Source organism: Methylocapsa sp. S129 (genome assembly GCF_009765995.1).
Taxonomy (GTDB): Bacteria; Pseudomonadota; Alphaproteobacteria; order Rhizobiales; family Beijerinckiaceae; genus Roseiarcus.
Genome location: NZ_LMUI01000042.1, coordinates 127,378 through 148,913, shown reverse-complemented (window position 1 = coordinate 148,913; position 21,536 = coordinate 127,378). Strand labels below are relative to the sequence as shown.

The following is a 21,536-nucleotide window of genomic DNA, read 5'->3' as shown; positions in this document are numbered from 1 at the left end:
CTACTTCACCGTTCCGATCATTGCGATCGCCTTGATCAGACGCCAATTGGAGGGAAGCTTCTCGGCCGGCAGCGTCAAATAGCCTGTCGCCGCGGCTGTAGGCGCGAGGACGCCTTTTCCGAAATGAAGCCGGCTATGTGAGGCGCTTTTCGTCTCACTGTTTGCTCCTGGGGCTCACAGGCCGCCGTCCGAGAATTGGGAGTTTGCGCAATGGTGACGGGCGCGCCTAATTGCTGAGGCATCGCCTCCTTCCTTGTCCAAAACACAACAAGGCGTCGCCCAAAGACAGTCGGCGGCCGAGATGACATCAGAATGCATGGCCGGCTTCATTAGAAGCCACGATCTGGAATGTTCTCCATCCTGCGATCATGGCCGGCCGCCAGCGCGGCGACAGCCGCCACCAGCGATCCAGAAGCGAGACATAGCAGCGCGACATTGTCGCTGCCGGTCGCATCCTTCGCTACACCGAATAACCAGGGGCCAACCCACCCGCCCAGATTGCCGATCGCATTGATCATGGCGATGCCGCCTGCCGCCGCCGTCCCGGTGAGCATTGCGCTGGGAATGGACCAGAACACCACAGGAGCGCACCAAGTGCCCATCGCAGCGAAGCACAGCGCGCACATGAGCGCCACAGGATGCGAGCCGCCGATGAGGATGCAGGCCCCCATCCCTGCCGCGCAGAGCAACCAGCCGCCCGCCAGATGCCAGGTGCGCTCCCCCGTCTTGTCCGAATGCCGACCCCAATAGTTCATCGCGATCAGGGCGAACGCGAACGGAATGCCGGAGACGACGCCGACAAGGTTCGGCGAGACGCCGAGGCCCTTCACGATGAGCGGCATGAAGAAGACCAGCGCCTGCTGCGACACGTTGTGGCAGAAATAGGCGAGCGTCAGCATTAATATTTTAGGACTGCAAAAAGACTGAACAAGCGTGAATCGGCGAATCGATTCGCGCTGTTGGCGCTCCGCCTGCAGTCGCTCGCTCAGCCATGCGCGCTGCTCCGGCGTGAGCCAGTGGGCGTCGGCCGGACGATCGGTCAGGTAGAACCAGATAACGACGCACATGACGATCGACGGCAACATCTCGACGAGGAACAGCCATTGCCACCCTCGCAACCCAAACACGCCATCGAGATGAAGCAGCAGCGTGCCAATGGGCGGCCCGATAATCAAGGAGATCACGATCGAGGAATAGAACATCGCCAATATGCGCGTGCGGTAGGCCGACGGAAACCACCAAGTCATATACAACACCACGCCTGGAAAGAATCCGGCCTCGGCCAGCCCCAGCAGGACGCGAACGCCGTAAAAGCTCCACTCGTTCCAGATGAAGGCGGTGAGCCCCGAGGCGATTCCCCAGGAGATCAGGATGCGCGCAATCCATATCCGCGCTCCGATCTTGCTCAGGAGCAGGTTGCTCGGAATCTCGCCAACGAGGTAGCCAAGATACAACACGCCAGCCCCGAAGCCATAGACCGTCGCCGAAAACTTGAAATCGGCGTTCATGCTCGGCGCGGCCATCGCGATATTGGCGCGATCAAGGAGATTGCAGAAATATCCGAGACCCAGGATCGGCACGAGCCGCCAAGCGACCCGGCGCATGGTCTCTCTTTCCAAAAGATCGTTCTTCCCGCGATCCCGGTCCGCTGTTTCGAGCATCGCGATCCCCCCAAGTTTGTTCTCTAGCGTCTCTCCGGCGCCTTGCCGCACGGATCGACCAGAACGACCCCGCGTTCATCGCGGCGGCCGCGCTTTGATGGCGGCCTCGTTTACTTCAACGCCCCATCCAGGCTTTTGCGGAATGATCAGTTCGCCGTCCGTCACTGTGAGTCGCTCCGATAGGAACTCCCATTTCCAGGGAGCCTCATCGATATCGATCTCCATGATCCGAAAGTTCGGAACGGCGGCGGCGAAATGAGCGCTCATGATGTCGCCGAGCCCACCCCCACTATAGGCGTGCGGAGCGACATTCACATCGTACGCGGCGGCCAGATCGGCCATCTTCATCGCCTCGAGATAGCCGTTCCACATAATATCGATGATCGCGACGTCAACGGCTCCGGCCTCAAGGTAGGAGCGCAGATTCTGCCTGCCATACACTGTCTCCAGAGAGGCAATCGGAAAGCGCGCGATACGGCGCGCCGCGCACAGAACCTTGGGATCGAGGATGTCGTACTCGAACCACAGCAGATCGAACGCGTCGAGCGCTCGGATGATCTTGAAGACGCCCTCCGCCTTGAAATGGCAATTCACGTCGAGCATCAACTGCACGTCCGGTCCCGCACCCGCGCGCAATGCGCTCATTTGATCGACGATGGATCTGAGCGTGCCGGGATCGAGATTCAGCTCAGGGAAGCCGGGAGCTCGCGCCACTCCCTGTCGAACCATTGCGAACTGCCCATCAACGATCCTGACCGGGTCGGTCTTGATCGCCTTGAAGCCGCGTGCGCGCGCCTCCTCGCCCAGCCGCACCAGGTCATCGAACGTCTTGACGGCCGGCTTGTCCATCAGATCGCTGTAGAGGACGCGGTTCGTGCCGCAGCGACTCCAGTAGATCGGAACGCGCGTCCTCAATGAGCCGCCGAACAGCGCGTGCACGGGCAAGCCCAAGACCTTGCCCTTGATGTCGAACAAAGCGTTGACGATCGCTGCGATCGCATGCTGGTTGACGCCGCCGCTCGCCTGAAAGGTGCGGCCGCGGAGAAGGGCGGCGATACGCTCGATGCCCATCGGGTCCATGCCGATGACGAGTTCGCATAGCTCCGTGACGACCTTCGAAAGTCCGGCTGTGCCCGTATGTTCCGCAAACTCCGACCAACCAACCAGTCCGTCCGTCGTGTCTATGCGAAGGAAGCAGGCATTGCAGAAGCCCGCATCGCCGAAAAGGAGTTTGTAGCCGACAATATGCATATCAACAGCCTTTGAACGACAGATCAACCGAACTGAGGACGGGAGAGGCAAACACGCATCGCACTGCAATCCATGACGACGCCGAAGTCGCACCCAGGCCGAGGGCTATCGCCTACAACTTCGATATCCGGTTACGAAAGTGATCCGACCCAGCGCGGATCTTGTCCAGAATTGGCTCGCCGCCCCACCAAAACCGCTCACGGATGTCGTAATCGATCGCGCGGCACTTGATTGTGTCGATCACACCGAGCTTCTGCAAGTAGAGTTTGGCGATTGCAGGATAGCCCATCAGTTCGGACACAGATGACACCGCGAGGAAGGCGGAAAGCTCCTCCGCCAAGTCCGGGTGAGCGCGCCACTTTCGATACATCCAGGCGTATAGATCGGGGTGGATGTTGGTGAAGACCCCGCTGTACCCTTTGGAGCCGGTTTTGATGGCCTCGAGCGCAATCGTTCCGTTCGCGTTGACAAGCGAAAGCGGTGAACCTTCGACAATGCGTAGCCTGCGCTCGATACGCGCAAGATCGCAGCAGACGTCTTTAAATAATACGAACCGCCCTGTGCCCGCGCAGAGCGCAAGCTCGCCGTCGGCGAGCAGGCGCCGGTACGGCGCAGGGCATTCGTAGAGACCGAGCGCCAGATCGGCGGGCAGCCGGGAGAGAAGCCAGTCGAGATTCTCCCGGAACGCGGCCTCGCCGCGATTGTCGGGATCGATGCGGTTTGTGATCAGCACAACGGCGGCCGGTTCCGTGCCGGCTATCGCCGTGAGTTCGGCAAGCTGGTCCTCCCGACTCTCCGCAACATGTCCCGAGGAGACAACGGTGACACGCCCAGCCGCGCGTTCAACGACGAAGCGTGAAATCGCCACCCGCTCTTCGCGCGAGAGATAGAACATCTCGCTCGACTGGCAGACCGCGAAGAGGACATCGACGCCATTTGCGATATACCAGTCGACGAGGCGCGAAAGACTGTCATAGTCGACGGCTCCGCTCTCGCTGAAAGGCGTCAACATCACTGCGATAATGCCGTTAATCGTCTTGTGAAGCATGGACCCTACTCATTTCGTTCGATGTTGAAGTTCGAATCCGCCGCTTCGCCGGACATGCGGGCGCCCTTCACGCCCGCATGTCCTTGCATCCGCGAGCCTCCCGCGGCGCCTGGCGCGGCCGCGACCGCCGCGCCGTCGCGCACAAACGCCAGCACCGCGAGGGCGCCGATGATTGCGACGGCGCCAGCAAGCGCGAACGAGCCGCCGTACCCGCCGCTGGACTGTACGATATAGCCAGTGAGCGCCGGGCCGACGATCCCTGAGATGTTCGACACCAGGTGCACATAGCCGCCGACGCTGCCGACGCGACTTGGCGGAACAAGATCCTGTAGGAGAGTCCAGCACCCGATTGGGATCATCGCTTCGACGAACATGACGATCGCCATCAGGCTGACCGCCTGCGTGGTGGTCGTGGCAAACAGCAGAGCCGCGAGGCAAACCGCGTCGACAAGCAACGCCATCACGATAATGACCTTCCGGGAGAAGACCGCCCGTCCGGTGCGCCGCAACAGGAAGTCGCTTGCCAATCCACCGCCGACGACGCCGATCATGCCGACCGCCCAGGGAATGGCGGTAACGATGCTCATTGTCTTGATGTCGAGCCCGCGAGCGGCGGTGAGATAGCTCGGCATCCAGAACAGCAGGAAATATTGGATATAATTCGCCGCGAAGAAGGCGACAGCTATTGCGATGATGAGAGGGGAGGCCAGATATCGGCCGAGCGGGGCGGCGCTCGACGCTCTGACAGTGGCGGTTTCGCGCCCGGCCTCGATCGTCTTAAGCTCGTCGCGGCTGACGCGCCGGTTCTCGCCGGGCGCGTCCGTCACCAGGAGAAGCCACGCCGCGAGCCAGACGAGACCCAGAAACATGATCGCGACGAATGCGCCGCGCCAGCCAAGAGCGAGCGCCATGAAGCCGACAAGCGGCCCGGCGACGACCGCTCCAAACAAATTGCCCCCTGAGATTGCAATGCCGACGGTCAAGCCGGATTCCTGTCGTGGGAACCAGTTTCGCACGGTCTTGTTGGTGACGGACCCCATCGGCCCCTCGCCGAGGCCGAATACGATGCGATAGAACAGCAGCTCCCAGAAACCCGTTGCAATCGCCGTCAGTCCGCAGAACACGGACCAGACGCCCATCGCCCAGCCATAGACGCGCTTTGGGCCATATCTGTCGGACAGGTAGCCCCCGACGAAATTGAACAGCGCATATCCAATGAAGAAGATGCTGAAGATCAGGCCGAGCTGCGCATCGTCAATGCGCAGGTCGGCCTTGACCATCGGCGCCACGATCGCCAGAGCCGAGCGGTCGATGTAGTTGATCATACTGGCCAGAAACAGAAGGCCCGCTACGATCCAGCGGAACTTGTTTTTCACCGCGGAATCCTCCCCGGAGGCGCGCCTTTATCCACGCGCGATCCATTCGGGAGCAGGATCGCAACCCAGCCCTGGTCCTTGTGGGACAGCGATGCTTCCCCCTTTCGCGGTCGAGAACGGCGCGAAGGGGCTCTCGGGCATATTCAGGAATAGGCGCTCGAACAGAATATCGCCCGGCATCGCGGCGACCACATGCAACGCCGCCAGATATCCGCTGCCAAAATATGCGCAGTGCGGAACGACGGTGACGCCGAACGCCTCCGCCAGCGCGATCACCTTCAGCGTATCGGTTATTCCGATCTTCGCGACGCTGGGCTGCGCGACGTCAAGCGCGCGCGCCTCAAAGAACGCACGGAATTCGAGCAGCCCGCTCATGTTCTCGCCGGCGGCGATTTTCGCGCCCGTTGCGCGCACCGCGGCGATACTCTCGAAATCTTCGGGCGGCCAAACCGGTTCCTCGAGCCAACGCAACTGACAATCGGCGAGCGAACGTGCGTTGTCCCGCGCCTCCTCCGCCGTCCAGGGGCAATTGGTATCCGCCATCAAGGTAAAGTGCGGGCCAACGGCGTCACGCGCCGCGCGGATGAGATCGAGTTCCACCTCGTGCAGCTTGATCGCGCGATACCCCTCATCCACCGCGCGCCGACAGGCGCCGACAAGAGCGTCGCGCGCGCCGTATCGCTCGAGGCTCGCATAGGCCAGAACGTTCTGCCGCGGCCGGCCGCCGAGTAATCGGTACAGTGGCAAACCCGCTTCTTTTCCCGCGAGATCCCAGAGTGCGATGTCAATGCCGGCGAGGGCGTAGCGCACAGGACCGGAGCGCCCAAAAAGATGAAACCGTCGCTGCAAACGCTGAGACAGGGCATTGACGTCACGCGCATCCTCGCCGATCAGCGCGGGCGCAACCAACGTCTCGATCGCTGATCGGGTCGCAGGGCAGCAGCCGTGGCCGAACGCCTCACCCCACCCGACGAGACCATCCCTCGTCGTCAGCCGCACCTGGAGCATCGCCATATCCGTGGCGGACGCGCTGTCAATCTGAGTTCGCCGCACGCCCGTGAAAGGCGCCTGCAGCAGGAAGGTTTCAACACGCGCGATGATCATCGGCTGAGCGCTTCCTCCTGCCTGTCTTGTCGTCGAATGAACTGGTCTTGGAACAGGCCCGGCTTGTTATCGACGTTTGCCCCAGCTAGTTGGGCCGAAAATAGCTACGTAAGAGATGATATGCAAGCGCTTTCATTATACTTTCTATTTTCCAACCTAACAATCAATAGTCACTTAATTTGTTGGAATGAGGCGGACAGAAAAAGTCCGTATGCGCATACATTCGGCGATGTGTAGTCAGTGGCGGAGAGATTCCAGGCCCGCGGGGCGGAGCAAAGGCGGGCTACTGGCGTGAGAGGCGCCGACATAAAAGGGGACCCGATCCGGCTGTCCGCCTCGCTCGCGCAACGGTGATCGGGAAGGCCGGCGCAGGGGCTCTGCCTGCGCCTGATGCGAGATGGGTCGATCTCGACGCGGCCGATTTCGCCTAGCAATGAGATTCGTATGCGGGATATCCTGATCGCCGCTGCATCGTCGCCGGCGATAACCGGTCAAAAAGTTCGGCTAAAATCGACGGACATCGCTGAAGATCGAGATAGCTCTGAATACTGTCGAGAAAGAACTCGAAACTCCGCCCGATAATTACGGCCGGAGCTGCGTATGAGATCGCATCACTCTTTTTCCGATGTCAGAAGTGCGCGATAGCGCCTTCAGTCCGTGCGGCCGGATGCCCGCTTTAGGGGCGTCACGGCGTCGGCGCCGGGCGCAACCTCAAACGTTCGCAGCGCATATTCCGCGGCCATCATCACGTGCTGCCAGCAGGCCTCCCATGCCTTTGCCGGATCGTTGCCGTTGAGCGTGCTGAAGATAGCCTTCATCTCGCCAAAAGAAACGATGCGCCGTCCTTTCACCGACATGCTGCGGGCGCGAAGGAGGTAGATGCGACCGCTTAGCGGCCGCAGCGTGGCTGCGATTGTGTCGTTTTGCGCGCCGGCGAAGATGGCGTCGTAGAAGCCCACGGTCTTTTCCAGCATCCCTGCCGGAATGGCTTTATGGTGGGCGACCGTGAGCGCTGCAAATTCCTTCGCGAGCCGTTCCCGATGCGCCTCGGTCGCACGTTCAACGAAAAGCTTGCCCGCGAGAGCCTCGAGCGCCGCCCTCACCTCGTAGATGCCGCGCACTGTGTTGCGGTCGAGGCTCGCGACTGTCGGACCCTGCCGGGGACCGGTAACGACAAAACCCTCGGCTTCGAGTTGACGCAGAGCTTCGCGAACCAGCGTACGGCTGACGCCCAGGAGCGCGCAAAGTTGTCGTTCGACAAGTCTCGAGCCCGCGGGAAAACGCTGTTCGCAGATCGCCCCGCGCAACCGCTCGACAACCTGATTGCGCAGGGTCTCAGGAACGCGGGTAATAAGGAGTGAGTCGTTAGCCATGGCTTCTTATCATACCGTATTTTTCCGTCGCGGAGCAGTCGCTATAACGCCTGATGCCTGCAGATCAGCGATGTCGCGTTCCGAATAACCGATTTCAGCCAATACCGCGGCGTTGTCAGCCCCCAACGGCCGGCACCCCTGCCGCACCGCGAGCCGTCGTTTGCCGAACCGGAAGGGGATGCCCTTGGCCGGGCGCCCGTCCAGCGTGACGCCGATGGCGGTTCCGTTCTTGAACTCCGGCGCCTCAATCAAGGCCGCCGCGTCGCGAACAGGCGTGCGCGTCGCGCCATTGACGACTAACCAGTCCGCACCATCGCGCACGATCTTTTCTTGGGGATGCAGCGGGTCGTGGTTGCCGCGACGGACCGTCGGCGCGCCAGCCGCCGCCGCGAGAACTTCCTCGCCAATCAGGAAGGTAGTGAGTTCTCGTTGGGACAGATCGAGGTGCGCGCCTCGACCGGTGCGTTCGCGCTCGAGCAACGCGGCGATGATAGCGCCGGGCGCGAAAAGACAGACGACCTGATCGGGATAATTGACATCCCGGCCTGTGATGACAGGCTTGTCGCCGGCGCCAGTCAAGGCCGCGAGGCCCGCTGTCGCTTCCAAGGTTGAGCCGTAAGAGACCATGTCTCGGTCAGGCCCGGTCTCTCCCTGGCTGGAAATGGCCGCGACCACCAGCCTTGGAAAACGCTCGCGCAACGTGGCTGGATCGAGACCAAAGGACGCCAGGACTCCGCGGCGAAAATTTTCGACGAGGACGTCGGCGCCTTCCAACAGCCGAAATAAGACAGCGCGACCCGGATCCGCCTTGAGGTCAAGGCAGAGGGATCGCTTGTCATGGTTGGTGCTGGCGAAAAACGGCGATCGGTTCCACCAGTCGGCGTCGTTGGCGGCGCTTTCCCATTCTCGAAACGGGTCCGGCGCCCCGGGTCCTTCGATTTTGATCACTTCGGCGCCGAGGTCGGCCAGCATCGTCGAAGTTCCCGCGCCCGCCGTAATCCAGCCGAGATCGATCACGCGAACGCCGGAAAGGGGACGGGCGTCAGGCGGCACGAAAAGCCTCCACGTCGATCCGCCGGCCGTCCCATACGAGCGGCAGTCGTGGCTTCGCATCGGGTCCCAGCGCGCCTCGCGCCTCATATTGGGCATTGGCGAGCAACTCGACCGGCGCCAGCACCGGCCCGATGGGGATGCGACGGCTCTGCGCGCCCCGCGTAATGTCCGCCCGTGATCGCGCGGCGAACCAGGGCTCAAGCAGATGCCTCAAGGCGACAAGGTTGGCGGCGCGCGCCTGCGTGGTGGCGAAGCGAGCGTCGCCGAGACGAGGGTCGTCTATCATTTCGCACAGCGCCGGCCAATCCTTCTCCTGGTAGACGAGCGCGACATATCCGTCCTTCGCACGCATCACCTGCCAGTAGTTACGAAGATTGCCACGTTTCAAAGGCATGCCTTCGATCAACATCCCGGTCGCGCCTTTCCAGTTGAGCCAAACCGCGACATCGAACAACGAGACGTCGACGATTTCTTCCCCGCCGGCCAGGAACGCGGCGAGCAGGCCAGTGCAGGCTGAGAGCCCCGCCGCATAGGCGAGTTGATGTCCGGCAAGCCGCGTCGGCGGATCGTCGGCTTCGCCGACAATGCCGAGCAGGCCGGACAATGCCGCCAGCGCGAGTTCGCTCGTTGGCGGATCCTCGCCGGGGCCGTAGACAGACAAGCGAACCTTGACCGTCGTTTCGCGCGCGTATTCGCCCAAGGCGGCGCTATCTCCGATCGCCGCATCGAACGGGACATGGCCATCCCGCGCCTTGCCGTGATTGAGGAATGCGTCGAGCGCTGAGCCGCCCTGAGGCAGCAATGGCGCCGCCGCCCTGAATGGCTCTCCGGACGGACCCAGCGGTCGAATGACTTCGGCCCCGTAAGCCATGCAGAGTTTCGAGGCCATGGACGCCGCGAGCCCATGCGCGGGCTGTCGGCACACTGCGCCCAAATCGAGAATTCTTTTGCCACGAAGCGGAGACGCCACGGATCAAATCCCCTGGCCAGGGTTTTTGCCCCCAGTTGCGAAATTTGCGCGACCGATCTCCTGGGCCCTGGTTTTCGAACGAATGACCTCATTAACCATCTGGCCGTGATCCATGGCTTCCTTCCAATCGGTGATGAAGGCTGGAATGCGGTCGATCGCCTTCTTGCTCTCCGCAAGCGCCACAGCGTCAAATCGTGAAATTCCCTCTGCAATCGCATGGGCGCGTGGAAGCAAATCCTCGGGCTCCACGCATTCGTTGACCATCCCCCAGCGCGCGGCGGTTTCACCACCGATCCGGGTCGCGGTTAGGATCATCCACGCGGCCTGCTTTCGGGTGACGCCCGAAAGCTGCAAAGCTGGTCCGGCCATTCCGGGATAGGTCGCAAAGCCCATTTCTGGGCAGCCGATCGAAGCCTTTATGCTCGCCACTGCGAGGTCGCAGACATTGATCATCGTCGACCCGCCTCCAAGCGCCAGCCCATTGACGGCTGCGATGAAAATCGCGGGATGGGCGCGAATCGCCAGGTTCACGCCGATCCATTCCTCGCTGGAGCTGTCGATCCCAGCCGCTCGGTCCTGCTCGACCTCCTTCAGATCGATGCCCGCACAGAAGCTGCCGCCGGTGCCCGTCAGCACGATCGCTTTCGCCTTACCCCGTAATTGCGCCAGGGCGTTGGCGAGGCCCTCGCGCGTCGCACGATTCATGGCGTTGCGCTTTTCCTCGCGGTTGATCCGCACCTCCGCCCAGCCATCGCGGGCGCTGACGACGATCGTCTCGGCCATCGTCAGAGCTCCGCGGGACCGAACTGCGGAAGTAGGAAGCCCTCCGGACCACCCGGAAATCGGACCTGCAGGGGCATTCCAATCTTCGCGTCCTCAGCGCGCATGCCATCGAGGTTGGTGAGCAGATACGGGCCTTCCTCGAGTTTCACCATCGCGACGGGATAGGGCAACTCATCCTTCATCCCCGGGAAATAGCTCTGATGAAACACCACGAAGCTCCACAGTTCGCCTCTCCCCGAGGCGTCCACCCACTCCCAGGCGGGCAGACCGGTGAAGGGCGATACGGGCGCCGGTGGAAAAAAGCACTTTCCCGTCGTCTTGCAGCGCTGCAGTTTGAGCTTCTTGCGCTTACAGGCCTCCCAGAACAGCTTGTTCCAATTGTCTACGACGGGTTTAAGGCGTGTCGCGAGGCTCATGAAGCCCTCCGAAGAATAGCGCTTTGCGCAATGTTGGTGGCGCAGATGTATTGCATGGCTTGCAAGTTCGGGATCTGACGAGCGCCGCAGTCGTCTCGAAGTTGGCGGACGCATTCGGCGATGATGTTCCAACCCTGCATGTAGCTGTCCGAGAGATGACCGCCCGAGGTGTTGGTCGGCCAGCGGCCCTTACCAAGTTGCAGCGTTCCGTCACGCACGAAATCGCCTGCCTCGCCTTGCTTGCAGAAACCCATCGCCTCCAGCGAGAACAGCACAGTGGGACTAAAGTTGTCGTAGATTCCCAGCCCTTGAATATCGTCGCGGCCGATGCCGGCGCGCTCATAGACCGAGCGGCAAGCCGACAGGTTCGGATACCAAAGGTCGTCCGCCGGCCCGCTGCCGTAGTGGAACGCATCCTGCCGCGCATAGCCGGACAAGAGCACCGGCGGCCGTTTCATGTCTTTCGCGCGCTCGGCAGTGGTCATGATCCAAGCCACCGCGCCGTCATTGACCAGGCAATAGTCCAGGAGTTGCAACGGCTCGCATATCGGCCGGGCGTTGGCGTGATCGTCGAGCGTGATTGGCCTGCCATGCATAACGGCGTCGGGGTTAAGACAGGCATGAGAGCGGAAAGCCACGGCGACAGGCCCGAGGTCGGCGTGGGTCGTGCCGAATTCATGCATATGCCGTCGCCACATCATGGCGTGGGTGGCGCCGGGACTTGTCATCCCCCAGGGCGCCCATTCGCTATCGCCTCCACCATAGGTCATCCGCACGGATCGCCCGTTATTGCCATAGACGAGCGCGACGACCTTCGCGGCGCCCGAAGCGATCGCCTGCGCCGCCAGCGCCAGCGACACGCCTGAGAATCGGCCTGGCGACTCCGTCAAAAGGCAGTATTGCGGGTTGATTCCCATCATCTCGGCAAATCGCTCGTATGTGGGAATGCGATTGACGATTAACCCATCGATGTCAGACGGCTTCAGACCCGCGTCATCCAGCGCGGCGTTGAGGGCCTCGCATCCGAGTCCGTAACTGTCCGTCTCCGGGAAATTTCCGTACCGGGTGGTTCCGATTCCAGCGAACGCGACCTTGTCGCGCATTGGCCAAGGACTGCTGATCGCGGGTTTGGATAAAGGATTATCAGGCATTAGCGGAGCTTTCTCTTCATTTAACGGTTCCGACGGTCGAGGCGCCGACGCAGGACGGGTTATCGCCAAGGACGGGGAGATGGCGGTTGAGATTCAAGGCGATAGGAAATCGCTCCGATGGTGGACGCCATCGGCCTCCGCCATCGCGGTCGCTGCGAAGCGAAGAAGTTGATTGGGAACATCGTTTGATGCGCGTCGCCTCGGCGTTTGAACGCCTGCTCGCCGCGCCGCGGGGTCGCCACTGCGATTCCTCCAATATCCGCTTCGACAACCACCAGCGATGTTGGTCAGCGTGGCCGCGAATAGCCGAGCGTTCATCAACGTTTCATCGTCATCTTAAACATGCCGTCGGTTGACATTCCATATGATGGTATGCCATAGACCATGATGTCAACGGCCTTCTGCAAAGAAGGTTGAAGCCGCTGCGAAACAGCGTGATCGTCTGAAGCAGGCGAAGAGACGGGGAGGACGTGTGAAGACGAATCAAAACAGAATCTTGTTTCTCGCTTCACGCCATCGCGGATCCGCGCGAGCGGATTTTCCTCCGGCCCTGTTTGGCGGGCCCATTCATTCAACGATGCGGCGTTTTTCGATCGCGCACCTGCGACGCGTTTGGCTCGGATCGCACATTCGCACTGACGAAGACGGCTGCTTTTTCTTCCCCTTCGAGGCGCTTTCTCGCATCGGCGGCAACAATCGGCGACAGTCACAACAATGACGACAAGTGAGACTCACGCGTCGCCGCTCGATGAGAAGCCCGGAATGCTCGAGGGCCTCCGCGTTGTGGAGTGGGCCGATGAGCGCGCGGAATATGTGGGGCTTCTGCTGGCCGGTTTAGGCGCGGAAGTTATCAAAATCGAGCCCCCGCAAGGCAATTCGACGCGCGATATAGGTCCCTTCTTGGACGACCTGCCTGGACGCGAGCGCTCCTTGTATTTTTGGACATACAATCGAAATAAAAAATCTGTGGTGATCGATATTCGCGGCCAGGAGGGACGCCGAGCGCTGCTCGATCAATTGTCGAACGCGGATGTCTTCTTGAACGGCTCCGCCGATACGCTCGACGACTATTCGGAGTTGCGTCCAAAATCGTTGAACGAAGCCTATCCCGGCCTCATCACCGCGCGCATGACGTCGTTCGGCGATGATGGTCCATGGAAGGACTTCGCCGCATCCGATCTCGTTCACTTGGCGCTCGGCGGCGTCATGATGAACTGCGGTTATGATCCGAACCCGTTGGGTGAATACGATCTCCCGCCGATTGCTCCTCAGATATGGCACGCGTATCACATTGCCGGCGAGCAACTCGCGATCGGTATCGCCGCGGCGCTGCTCTATCGGACGAAAACTGGCCTCGGGCAGGACGTGTCGGTTTCCATCCACGAGGCGGTCGCCAAGAATCCAGAGCTCGACGTCATGCAATGGGTCATGCGAAGGGCTCCGATCCGGCGACAGACCAATCGTCACGCCGTCGAGGTTACGGACCGCGCGCAAAGCATCGCGCTTACCAAGGATGGTCGCTGGTACATCACTCAGGCCGTTAGCGCACGCGACCTGCGGAATCTGACGCCGATGCTGGCCGAATATGGGATGCAGGCCGATCTGCAGCCGCCGCCCGAAGATGCCGACAAGGCGCGAAATGTTCCGGGCTCACAGACCGGAAGCGAGGCGCGCTCGCATATGTTTGACGTCGTTCAACGCTTCATACGGTCGTGGACGTACGAATCCATGCCCTGGCGTAAAGCGCAAGCGGCCGGCCTTCTATGGGCGCCGCTCCGCAAGCCTCACGAGAATGCGATCGATCGCCATTGGCTGACCCGAGGAAGCTTCTCGGAGGTCGAGCACCCCGAACTCGGGCGGCGTTTCGTATATCCCACCAGCAAATGGCGCGCGTCGGCGACGAGTTGGCGGGCTGGCCGGCGGGCGCCCTTGCTGGGGGAGGATACCGAGGCCGTGCTGACGAGAGCCGCGCGGCGGCCGCGCTCTGCAACGGCGAGGCCGTCCGATGAGTCGCGACCATTGAATTCCGCGCGGCATGGAAAACCGTTTCCGTTGCAGGGCGTAAAGATTCTCGACTTTGGTTGGTTTTTGGCTTCGGCGGGGGGAACCCGCTTTCTGGCGGGTTTGGGCGCCGAGAGTTATAAGGTCGAGTGGAAGGACAATCCGGATACCCGCCTCGCCGCTATGGCGCCTGTCGGCGGTCGGGCCGCCCGCGACGCCGCGACGGCGCCGCTGCCCGGGGTCGTCGACTCCGACATGGGCGGTCAGTTCAACAACAAGAACTCCGGAAAACGCGGCATTTCGCTCAACATCCGCCACCCCAAGGGATTGCGGATCGCGAAGGACCTCGTGCGTATCTGCGATATCGTCGCCGAAGGATTCTCTCCGGGCGTCCTCGAACGGCTCGGACTCGGGTACGACGTTCTCAAGTCAATCAGGCCGGACATCATCTACATCCAGCAGTCGGGAATGGGAGCTTACGGCGAATACGGCCGCATGCGGACGGTAGGGCCCGTCGCGGCGGCCTTTGCGGGTCAGGGCGATATGTCGGGCCTCCCCGATCCCGCCATGCCGGTTGGCTGGGGATATTCTTACCTCGATTGGATGGGCGCCTATGGCTACGCCCTCGCTCTTCTCGGCGCTCTACATCACAGGGACTGCACCGGGGAAGGTCAGTGGATCGACGCTTCTCAGTGCGAGGCCGGATTGTTTCTCACCGGCGCCACGGTGCTGGACTGGTCGGCGAACGGCCGAGAGTGGAAGAGATACGGCAATCGATCGCCGTATAAGCCAGCCGCGCCGCATGGCGCATATCGTTGCTTGGGAAAAGATCGTTGGATCGCCATCGCCTGCTTCTCCGATGTCCACTGGACCGCTCTCGCACGAGCCGCGGGTCATCTCGAATGGATCGACGATACAAGGTTTGCGAGTCTCGCCGATAGGTTGGCCAATCAAGACAACCTCGATCGCGCCGTCGAAGCCTGGACATCCAACCACGAGCGCTACCAATTGATGGAAGCATTGCAGGCGGTCGGGATCCCGGCGGGCGTTTGCCAGGACGCGGAGGATCGCTGCGATCGCGATCCGCAGCTCCGACATTTGCAATGGCTGACCGAAGTGACTGGGACCAAGATCGGAACCTGGCCGGTGTACGAACTTCCCACCAAGCTTAGTCGAACGCCTGCCTATATCGGCGGCCCGACTAATCGTGGAGCGCCCTGTTACGGCGAGGACAACGAATGGGTTTTGACCGAGCTGCTGGGAATGTCCTCTTCGGAGGTTCAAAGACTCGCCGAAGACGGCGTCATCTAACGGCAATGGAAGGAAGGCGGCGATGAACGATGGCTTGAAGATAGTGACCGAGGGCCTCGGCTTTCCGGAAGGACCGGTCGTCTGCCGAGACGGCTCGCTGATCGTCGCGGAAATTCCCAAGAACCAACTCACGAGAATACAGCTCGACGGGAGGCAGTCGCTGTTCTCGAAATGTGGCGGCGGCCCGAACGGTTTGGCCGTCGGTCCCGATGGAGCGCTCTATTGCTGCAACAACGGCGGAAACCGTTATGAGGCCGGCAATTCGATGGGAGTCGGGCCGCATCCCGATTATGAGTACGGGTATATCCAGCGCGTCGATCAAAAGACCGGCGACGCGAAGACCCTCTATGTCGAGGTGAACGGCCATAAGCTCTCGGCGCCGAACGACATTGTGTTTGATTCACACGGAGGGTTTTATTTCACCGACCTTGGCAAGCGTTTTCCCCGTTATCGCGACCACGGCGGCGTCTATTATGCGCTGCCGGATGGATCGCAGGTTGTCGAGATCGCTTATCCTTTCGTGACCGCAAATGGCTGTGGCCTGTCGCCCGACGAGAAGACGCTCTACGTCGCCCAGACCGAGGGCGCGCGGTTGTTTGCGTTCACTATCGAAGCGCCAGGGGTGGTCCAGAAGGCTCCGCGCTTCGCTGCGCACTCAGGACGGATCATCGCCGGCTTACCGGGGAGCGCGACATTCGACAGCATGGCGGTCCTCGCCAACGGCAATATAGCTGTGGCGACGCTCCATACTGGTTACATTTCCGAATTCTCGCCCGGAGGCGCCATTGTCCGTGAGGTCAAGACGCCCGACATCTATCCTACCAATCTCTGCTTCGGCGGCCCGGATATGAGGACGGCCTATGTCACCTTGTCCGATCATGGTCAGATCGGCGCCATGCAATGGCCGGCGCCGGGACTGAAGTTGAATTTCTGCTGAAGGGCTCCGCTCCGGAACGCGGCGCGCTACAGCGCCACGCCAACTGCCGCGGGACCAGAATCGCGGCGACGACAATACGAGAGCGCGCGTCGAGCGCTCCGAACCGTGGCCTTGGCCACACGCGCCTGGGAGGGAACGTCCAATGTCCTATCGCCGTGGTTGGGTAGCGCTGCTGCTGTTTACGGTGGTCGTCATCAACTACATTGATCGTGTGGCCCTGTCAGTGGCCGCCAAGCCGATCGCTTCGGAATTCGGTCTTTCGCCAGTAGAGATGGGCTATTTGTTCTCCTCGTTCCTCTGGTCTTATGTCCTATGTCTTTTGCCGATCGGCCTTGTCGTCGATCGATTTGGATCGAAGACGATTATCGCCGCCGGCCTCACAATATGGTCGCTTGCGACGGTCTTTACCGGTCTGACGTGGAATTTCGGGACGATCCTTCTGGCGCGCCTGGTCATGGGCGTTGGCGAAGCCACCACCTATCCGGCCGGCGCACGCGTCATTCGCGACTGGATTCCCGAACGCGAACGCGGTCAGATCACCATGATCTTCAACGGCGGTTCGGCCGCCGGGCCCGCTCTCGGCGCCTTACTAGCCGCGTGGCTCGCCAGCACGTTTGGTTGGCGGACCGGCTTCATCGTACTAGGGCTGTTGGGCTTCGTCTGGCTCGCGGCTTGGATGACCTGGTTCGGCGCGCCCGAGCGCGTATCGTGGTTGTCGCCGCGCGAGCGTGACAAGATTCTTGGCGAGCGCAACGGTCAGGGACTCGCCGCGGCGCAAGAGAGCGCGCCCCAATCCTCGCTCGGCTATTTGCTAACAAATCCGACGATTTGGGCGCTCATACTCAGTCAGGCCACGATCGTGTATGGCGGCTACTCGTTCCTTACCTGGCTGCCCACCTATCTTCAGCAGCGACTCACTCTCTCCGTGATGGGAACGGGGCTATTCACGTCCATACCCTATACGGCGACGCTGCTGGTGGGTCTTGCGATCGCCCGCATGAGCGACCGCCTGCCGTCCTCGAATTCGATTCGCTCGGGAGCGCGCCGATATTTCACGGCGGGAACGATGCTATTCGGGCTTCTCGCGCTTGCCGCCCCGATGATTGATAACGCCGTCTTGTTGACGGTGCTATTCACGTTGGTCGTGGCCTCATCGAACGTGTCGAGCGCCCTCAACATGGCGATTCTCAACGACCTCTCCGACAATCCTCGAGACGCCTCGCGGCTCATGAGCCTGGTGATTCTCGGCGGCAATTGCGGGGGCCTAATCGGGCCCATTGTCACGGGCTATGTCGTTCAGTCGACCGGCGAATTCATTTGGGCGTTCCGCATTGCTTCGGCTCTGCTGGTTATCGGAGCGATCCTGTTGCTGACGATGTGTCGGGGCAGAATTGCGGCGCAGCATGCCCCGCTTCGCACCCTGGCGTCTTCGGAGATACCCGTCGAGGCCGCCAGTTTTCGATGATGTGCGGCTCGAACCCATCCCGCGAACCAATAACGGAAGTCCTCGAAAGGGCGATCGGATGTTTCAGATGATGCTCAGCGGGCTCACGATCGGCGCAATCTACGGTCTTTTGGGAATGGCGCTATCCATCTCGTTCTACGTGACGCGCGTCATCAATTTCGCTCAAGGGCAGATGTTGATGATCGCGATCATCGTCGCGGCTTGTCTTTCGGAAGCCGGATTCAATCCCTGGCTCGGCGTCGCCTTGGGGCCGCTCGCCGCTTGCGTTCTGGGCGTTGCGTCGTATTTCATCGGCGTTCGCCCGATTCTAAAGGCCGATCGCTTCAGTTTCGGTTGGATGGTTAGCACTTTGGGGTTCGGACTGGTTGTCGAAAACGCGATCGCCTATGCCGTAGGCCCACGCTCGCGCGGCTTTCCCCCATTGCTCAACGACATCCCGATAAGACTGGGCGATGCGGTCATCACCGGGCAACAAATCTTGGCGTTGCTGGTCGCCGCCTTCGCTGTCGCGGCGTTGGAGTTTGTGCGAAAGCGGACGTTGTTTGGCAAAGTAGGGATGGCGACGGCGGCTGACCCCGAAATGGCCGAATCGATTGGGGCAAATACGATGATCGTGTCGGCGGTCACATTCGCCCTCTCCGGCCTCATAGCGGGGATCGCGGGCGTTCTGATCGCGCCTCGCACCTTCGCAAATCCCTACCTGGGAGGCACGTTCAACACTTTCGGCTTTGTCGCGATGATGATCGGCGGAGGCCCGGAGAATCCGGCCAATGCGATGTACGGCGGCCTGTTGTTGGGTGTGCTGGCGGAGGGGGCCAATTCCTACATAAATTCCCAAGCATCTGATTGGTTTCCGTTTCTCATATTGGTCCTCGTCCTAATTGTCACGCCGAGGGGCCTCTTCAGCACGAGCAATCCGCTATTTCGCCCCAGACCGGCGCGGCCGGCGTAACGAGGGACATCGTGGCGCCATCCAACATCGAGACCAGAACCGCTCGGCCGTCATCGGTCGTTTCGCCGGAGCGCGCGCACGCATTTACGAAGATCGCCGCCGCCGCGGCGATCGTGGCGCTCTATCTCATCGCCACGTACTATGTGGCGTGGGCTAATCTGCAGTTTCAAAGCCTCATTCTCGTCGCCGCCATCTACGCGATCCTTGCGCTATGCTTGGACGCGACAGCGGGATTGCTCGGCTTGTTCTCTCTCGGCGTCGGCGGCTTTTTCGCCATTGGAGCGTATTTTACAACCATTTTGTCCACGACATATGGATTTGATGTTTTCGCTTTGCTCCCACTCGTGATGCTGGCGACGGGGCTGATCGGCGCAATTCTCGGCGCAACGTCATTGCGAGTAAGCGGGCTTCATTTCACGATAACGACGTTCATATTTACGCTCGTCATCACCGTGCTCGCGACGGATCTTCAGATCACCAATGGCCAGCAGGGCCTTCTGGGGCCAAACTTTCCCGATGTTCCGGATTTTCTGGCGCCGATCGGTCAGCCGATAGCCTGGTGCGTGATGCTCGCGCTTTTCGCGGTCACCTTCGCGGTTTGGAGCATACGTCGCTCGCTTATCTACCCTGTGCTCCTCTCCATTAGAGACGCCGAGCCTTTCGCGGAGGCGTCCGGCGTTCGAGCGGCGCCCATCAAGATCATTGTGTTCGCACTTGCTTCCGCGGCGATCGGCGGCGCGGGCTGGCTGTTCTGTTTCCTGGGCGTTGTATCGCCAAGTCAGTTCAATTGGTCGGTCTCGTTAAACGTGCTGATCATGATCTTGATCGGCGGCATCAATACGACGCCTGGCCCAATCATCGGCGCTGCGTTCGTCAGCATGTTTCCGGTGCTTGTTCATATCAATCCTTGGCTGCAAGAAGTTCTTTACGGAATTCTCTCGATTCTGGCGGTCACTATCGTTCCCGACGGCGCCACGGGCGCTTTGAAGCGAATACGGGCGCGAGCGGTGAGACGAGGGCTACCTCAGGCTAGGCGCCCCGAATCGCCCGCCGACTCCTTCGACGCCAGTGTTTCGGTGGGCGCCGAACGTGCTTGGCTCGATCGCCTGTTGCCCGCAGTCCATTCATCCGCCCCTAAAGCGAACGCGCTCGGCGACGCCATGGCGCCGATAGTGGACTGTCGCGAGATCACGTTTCACTACGGAGTAGGGCCCCCGGTCCTGAACAGAGTGTCCGTAAAGGTGCTCAGGGGACATATTCACGGTCTGATTGGTCCGAACGGATCTGGCAAGAGCACCCTCGCGAACATTATTGCCGGGCGGCTCCGTCAATCGTCAGGATCGGTGTTCATCAAGGGCGAGCGGGTGGATGGTTTGCGCGCGGCGGGACGCGCCAGGCGAGGCCTTAGAAGGACCTTTCAGTCGGCACAGCTCACCAAGGAGCTGACCACGCGCGCGAACGTCTTGGTCGGCACGTACGGCTTAGTTCCCGGCGTCGGCCGACGGGCGGTCATCTGGCCGCTTTTACGGTCGGCGCATCGCGACATGCGGCTCATGACGCAGCGAGCCGGCGACGCTTTACGCTCGGTCGGAGCCGAACGATGGGCCGACCGGCGCGTTGGCGATGTCCCACACGGAATAGAACAACTTACGCAGTTGGCGACTGTATGGGTCCCAAACCCCGAAATCATTATCCTGGACGAGCCGGCGACGGGACTGACGTCTCGCGAGGTCGAGCATTTGGCCTGGATTCTGCGAGAGCTGAAAGGCCGCGGTTTGACGATCATCATCATTGAACATCAAACGCGCTTTCTCTTCCCGCTATGCGACCTGGTGACCGTTTTGAACGCCGGCGAAGTCGTTCTTACAGGGACTTCAGACGAGGTTCTCGGGCATCCGATCGTAAGAAGAGTGTATCTGGGCTCATGAGCAGCGCGAACAACATTCTGGAAGTATCTTCATTAGCTGGCGGTTACGGACGTTTCGATGTTGTGAGAAACATCACGCTGCGCCTTCGAGAGGGCGAGGCCGTCGGTCTGCTCGGGCCGAACGGCGCGGGCAAGACGACGATTCTGCGCGGCATCATGGGATTGCTGAAGCAGCGCGTCGGAACGATCCGAATCGGCGATACCGACGTGACGATGTTTCCTACTCATCGCATCGCGCGTGGATATGCCGCGATCGCTCCAGAAGGTCGACGACTTTTTGCGGATCAGACTGTCGAGGACAATCTCATCCTCGGCGCATGGCATCGCCGCCGTGAGCCGCAGCGCGTTCAGGCGCTCCTCGATTCGGTCTACGCCTTATTCCCTGTATTGCGCGAGTATCGGCACAGGCAATCCTCATTTCTGAGCGGCGGCGAGCAACAGATGGTCGCGATCGGCCGCATGCTGATGGCCGATCCGTTGATCTTGCTGCTGGACGAGCCGTCCATTGGCCTGTCTCCGGTGGCAGTCGACATCGTCGTGAAGGCGCTGATCGAGCTGCGCCGGAGGGGGGCTTCGCTTTTGCTGGTCGAGCAACGCGTCGACGTAGCGGCGCGTGTTTGCGATCGACTGTACGTCATCAGCGGGGGTGAAATCGTCGAGGAGACGACGCCGGAGGTCGTCGGGCGGGAAGGAGCTGAACTGATCAACAAATATCTTGGCTAACCGAGGACAGGGCGACTGAAAATGTCGCGGCGCC

17 protein-coding genes and 1 pseudogene are annotated in these 21,536 nt (G+C 61.1%); 6 read left to right on the top strand and 12 right to left on the bottom strand.

What is annotated here, in order from left to right:
• Nucleotides 1–329: 329 nt before the first annotated feature.
• The 12 genes and pseudogenes from GSQ90_RS21280 to GSQ90_RS21230 all read right to left on the bottom strand — a co-directional run bounded on the left by GSQ90_RS21280 (nt 330) and on the right by GSQ90_RS21230 (nt 12,138).
• Nucleotides 330–1,604, bottom strand: a complete 1,275-nt coding sequence (locus tag GSQ90_RS21280; RefSeq protein ID WP_158816899.1) for an MFS transporter — start codon at nt 1,602–1,604, stop codon at nt 330–332.
• A 132-nt stretch (nt 1,605–1,736) separates the two neighbouring features.
• Nucleotides 1,737–2,912: a mandelate racemase/muconate lactonizing enzyme family protein gene (locus GSQ90_RS21275; protein ID WP_158816898.1), complete on the bottom strand. Its 1,176-nt coding sequence runs from the start codon at nt 2,910–2,912 to the stop codon at nt 1,737–1,739.
• A gap of 112 nt (nt 2,913–3,024) precedes the next feature.
• Entirely contained in the window at nt 3,025–3,960 is a 936-nt protein-coding gene (locus GSQ90_RS21270; RefSeq protein WP_158816897.1) for a dihydrodipicolinate synthase family protein, read from the bottom strand.
• 5 nt (nt 3,961–3,965) lie between these two features.
• Nucleotides 3,966–5,336: an MFS transporter gene (locus GSQ90_RS21265; protein WP_210254939.1), complete on the bottom strand. Its 1,371-nt coding sequence runs from the start codon at nt 5,334–5,336 to the stop codon at nt 3,966–3,968.
• 27 nt (nt 5,337–5,363) lie between these two features.
• Nucleotides 5,364–6,440, bottom strand: a complete 1,077-nt coding sequence (locus tag GSQ90_RS21260; RefSeq protein WP_158816896.1) for a mandelate racemase/muconate lactonizing enzyme family protein — start codon at nt 6,438–6,440, stop codon at nt 5,364–5,366.
• 650 nt (nt 6,441–7,090) lie between these two features.
• Nucleotides 7,091–7,561: a GntR family transcriptional regulator gene (locus GSQ90_RS21255; protein WP_246731701.1), complete on the bottom strand. Its 471-nt coding sequence runs from the start codon at nt 7,559–7,561 to the stop codon at nt 7,091–7,093.
• Between the two features lie 36 nt (nt 7,562–7,597).
• Nucleotides 7,598–7,813, bottom strand: a pseudogene (locus tag GSQ90_RS32905) (GntR family transcriptional regulator); the annotation flags it as partial.
• 9 nt (nt 7,814–7,822) lie between these two features.
• Nucleotides 7,823–8,866 carry a CaiB/BaiF CoA-transferase family protein gene (locus GSQ90_RS21250; protein ID WP_158816894.1) on the bottom strand — a complete coding sequence of 348 codons (1,044 nt, stop codon included), beginning with the start codon at nt 8,864–8,866 and terminating at the stop codon, nt 7,823–7,825.
• Nucleotides 8,856–9,755, bottom strand: coding sequence for a CoA transferase (locus GSQ90_RS21245; protein WP_158816893.1), 900 nt, complete (start codon nt 9,753–9,755; stop codon nt 8,856–8,858). Before GSQ90_RS21245 ends, GSQ90_RS21250 begins: the two co-directional genes overlap by 11 nt.
• A gap of 84 nt (nt 9,756–9,839) precedes the next feature.
• Nucleotides 9,840–10,619: an enoyl-CoA hydratase/isomerase family protein gene (locus GSQ90_RS21240; protein WP_158816892.1), complete on the bottom strand. Its 780-nt coding sequence runs from the start codon at nt 10,617–10,619 to the stop codon at nt 9,840–9,842.
• A 2-nt stretch (nt 10,620–10,621) separates the two neighbouring features.
• Nucleotides 10,622–11,035, bottom strand: a complete 414-nt coding sequence (locus tag GSQ90_RS21235) for a Zn-ribbon domain-containing OB-fold protein (protein WP_158816891.1) — start codon at nt 11,033–11,035, stop codon at nt 10,622–10,624.
• Nucleotides 11,032–12,138, bottom strand: a complete 1,107-nt coding sequence (locus tag GSQ90_RS21230) for a thiolase family protein (RefSeq protein WP_210254938.1) — start codon at nt 12,136–12,138, stop codon at nt 11,032–11,034. Before GSQ90_RS21230 ends, GSQ90_RS21235 begins: the two co-directional genes overlap by 4 nt.
• A gap of 762 nt (nt 12,139–12,900) precedes the next feature.
• Between GSQ90_RS21230 and GSQ90_RS21225 the strand changes: the two genes are divergently transcribed.
• The 6 genes from GSQ90_RS21225 to GSQ90_RS21200 all read left to right on the top strand — a co-directional run bounded on the left by GSQ90_RS21225 (nt 12,901) and on the right by GSQ90_RS21200 (nt 21,502).
• Nucleotides 12,901–15,498, top strand: a complete 2,598-nt coding sequence (locus tag GSQ90_RS21225) for a CoA transferase (protein WP_371418424.1) — start codon at nt 12,901–12,903, stop codon at nt 15,496–15,498.
• A gap of 22 nt (nt 15,499–15,520) precedes the next feature.
• Nucleotides 15,521–16,435, top strand: coding sequence for an SMP-30/gluconolactonase/LRE family protein (locus tag GSQ90_RS21220; protein WP_158816888.1), 915 nt, complete (start codon nt 15,521–15,523; stop codon nt 16,433–16,435).
• Nucleotides 16,436–16,577: 142 nt separating this feature from the next.
• Nucleotides 16,578–17,900, top strand: a complete 1,323-nt coding sequence (locus GSQ90_RS21215) for an MFS transporter (RefSeq protein ID WP_158816887.1) — start codon at nt 16,578–16,580, stop codon at nt 17,898–17,900.
• A gap of 58 nt (nt 17,901–17,958) precedes the next feature.
• Nucleotides 17,959–18,852, top strand: coding sequence for a branched-chain amino acid ABC transporter permease (locus tag GSQ90_RS21210; RefSeq protein ID WP_158816886.1), 894 nt, complete (start codon nt 17,959–17,961; stop codon nt 18,850–18,852).
• 11 nt (nt 18,853–18,863) lie between these two features.
• A complete protein-coding gene (locus GSQ90_RS21205) occupies nt 18,864–20,780 on the top strand; it encodes an ATP-binding cassette domain-containing protein (RefSeq protein WP_158816885.1) in 1,917 nt (638 codons plus the stop codon).
• A complete protein-coding gene (locus tag GSQ90_RS21200) occupies nt 20,777–21,502 on the top strand; it encodes an ABC transporter ATP-binding protein (protein ID WP_158816884.1) in 726 nt (241 codons plus the stop codon). Before GSQ90_RS21205 ends, GSQ90_RS21200 begins: the two co-directional genes overlap by 4 nt.
• The last annotated feature ends 34 nt before the right edge of the window (nt 21,503–21,536 follow it).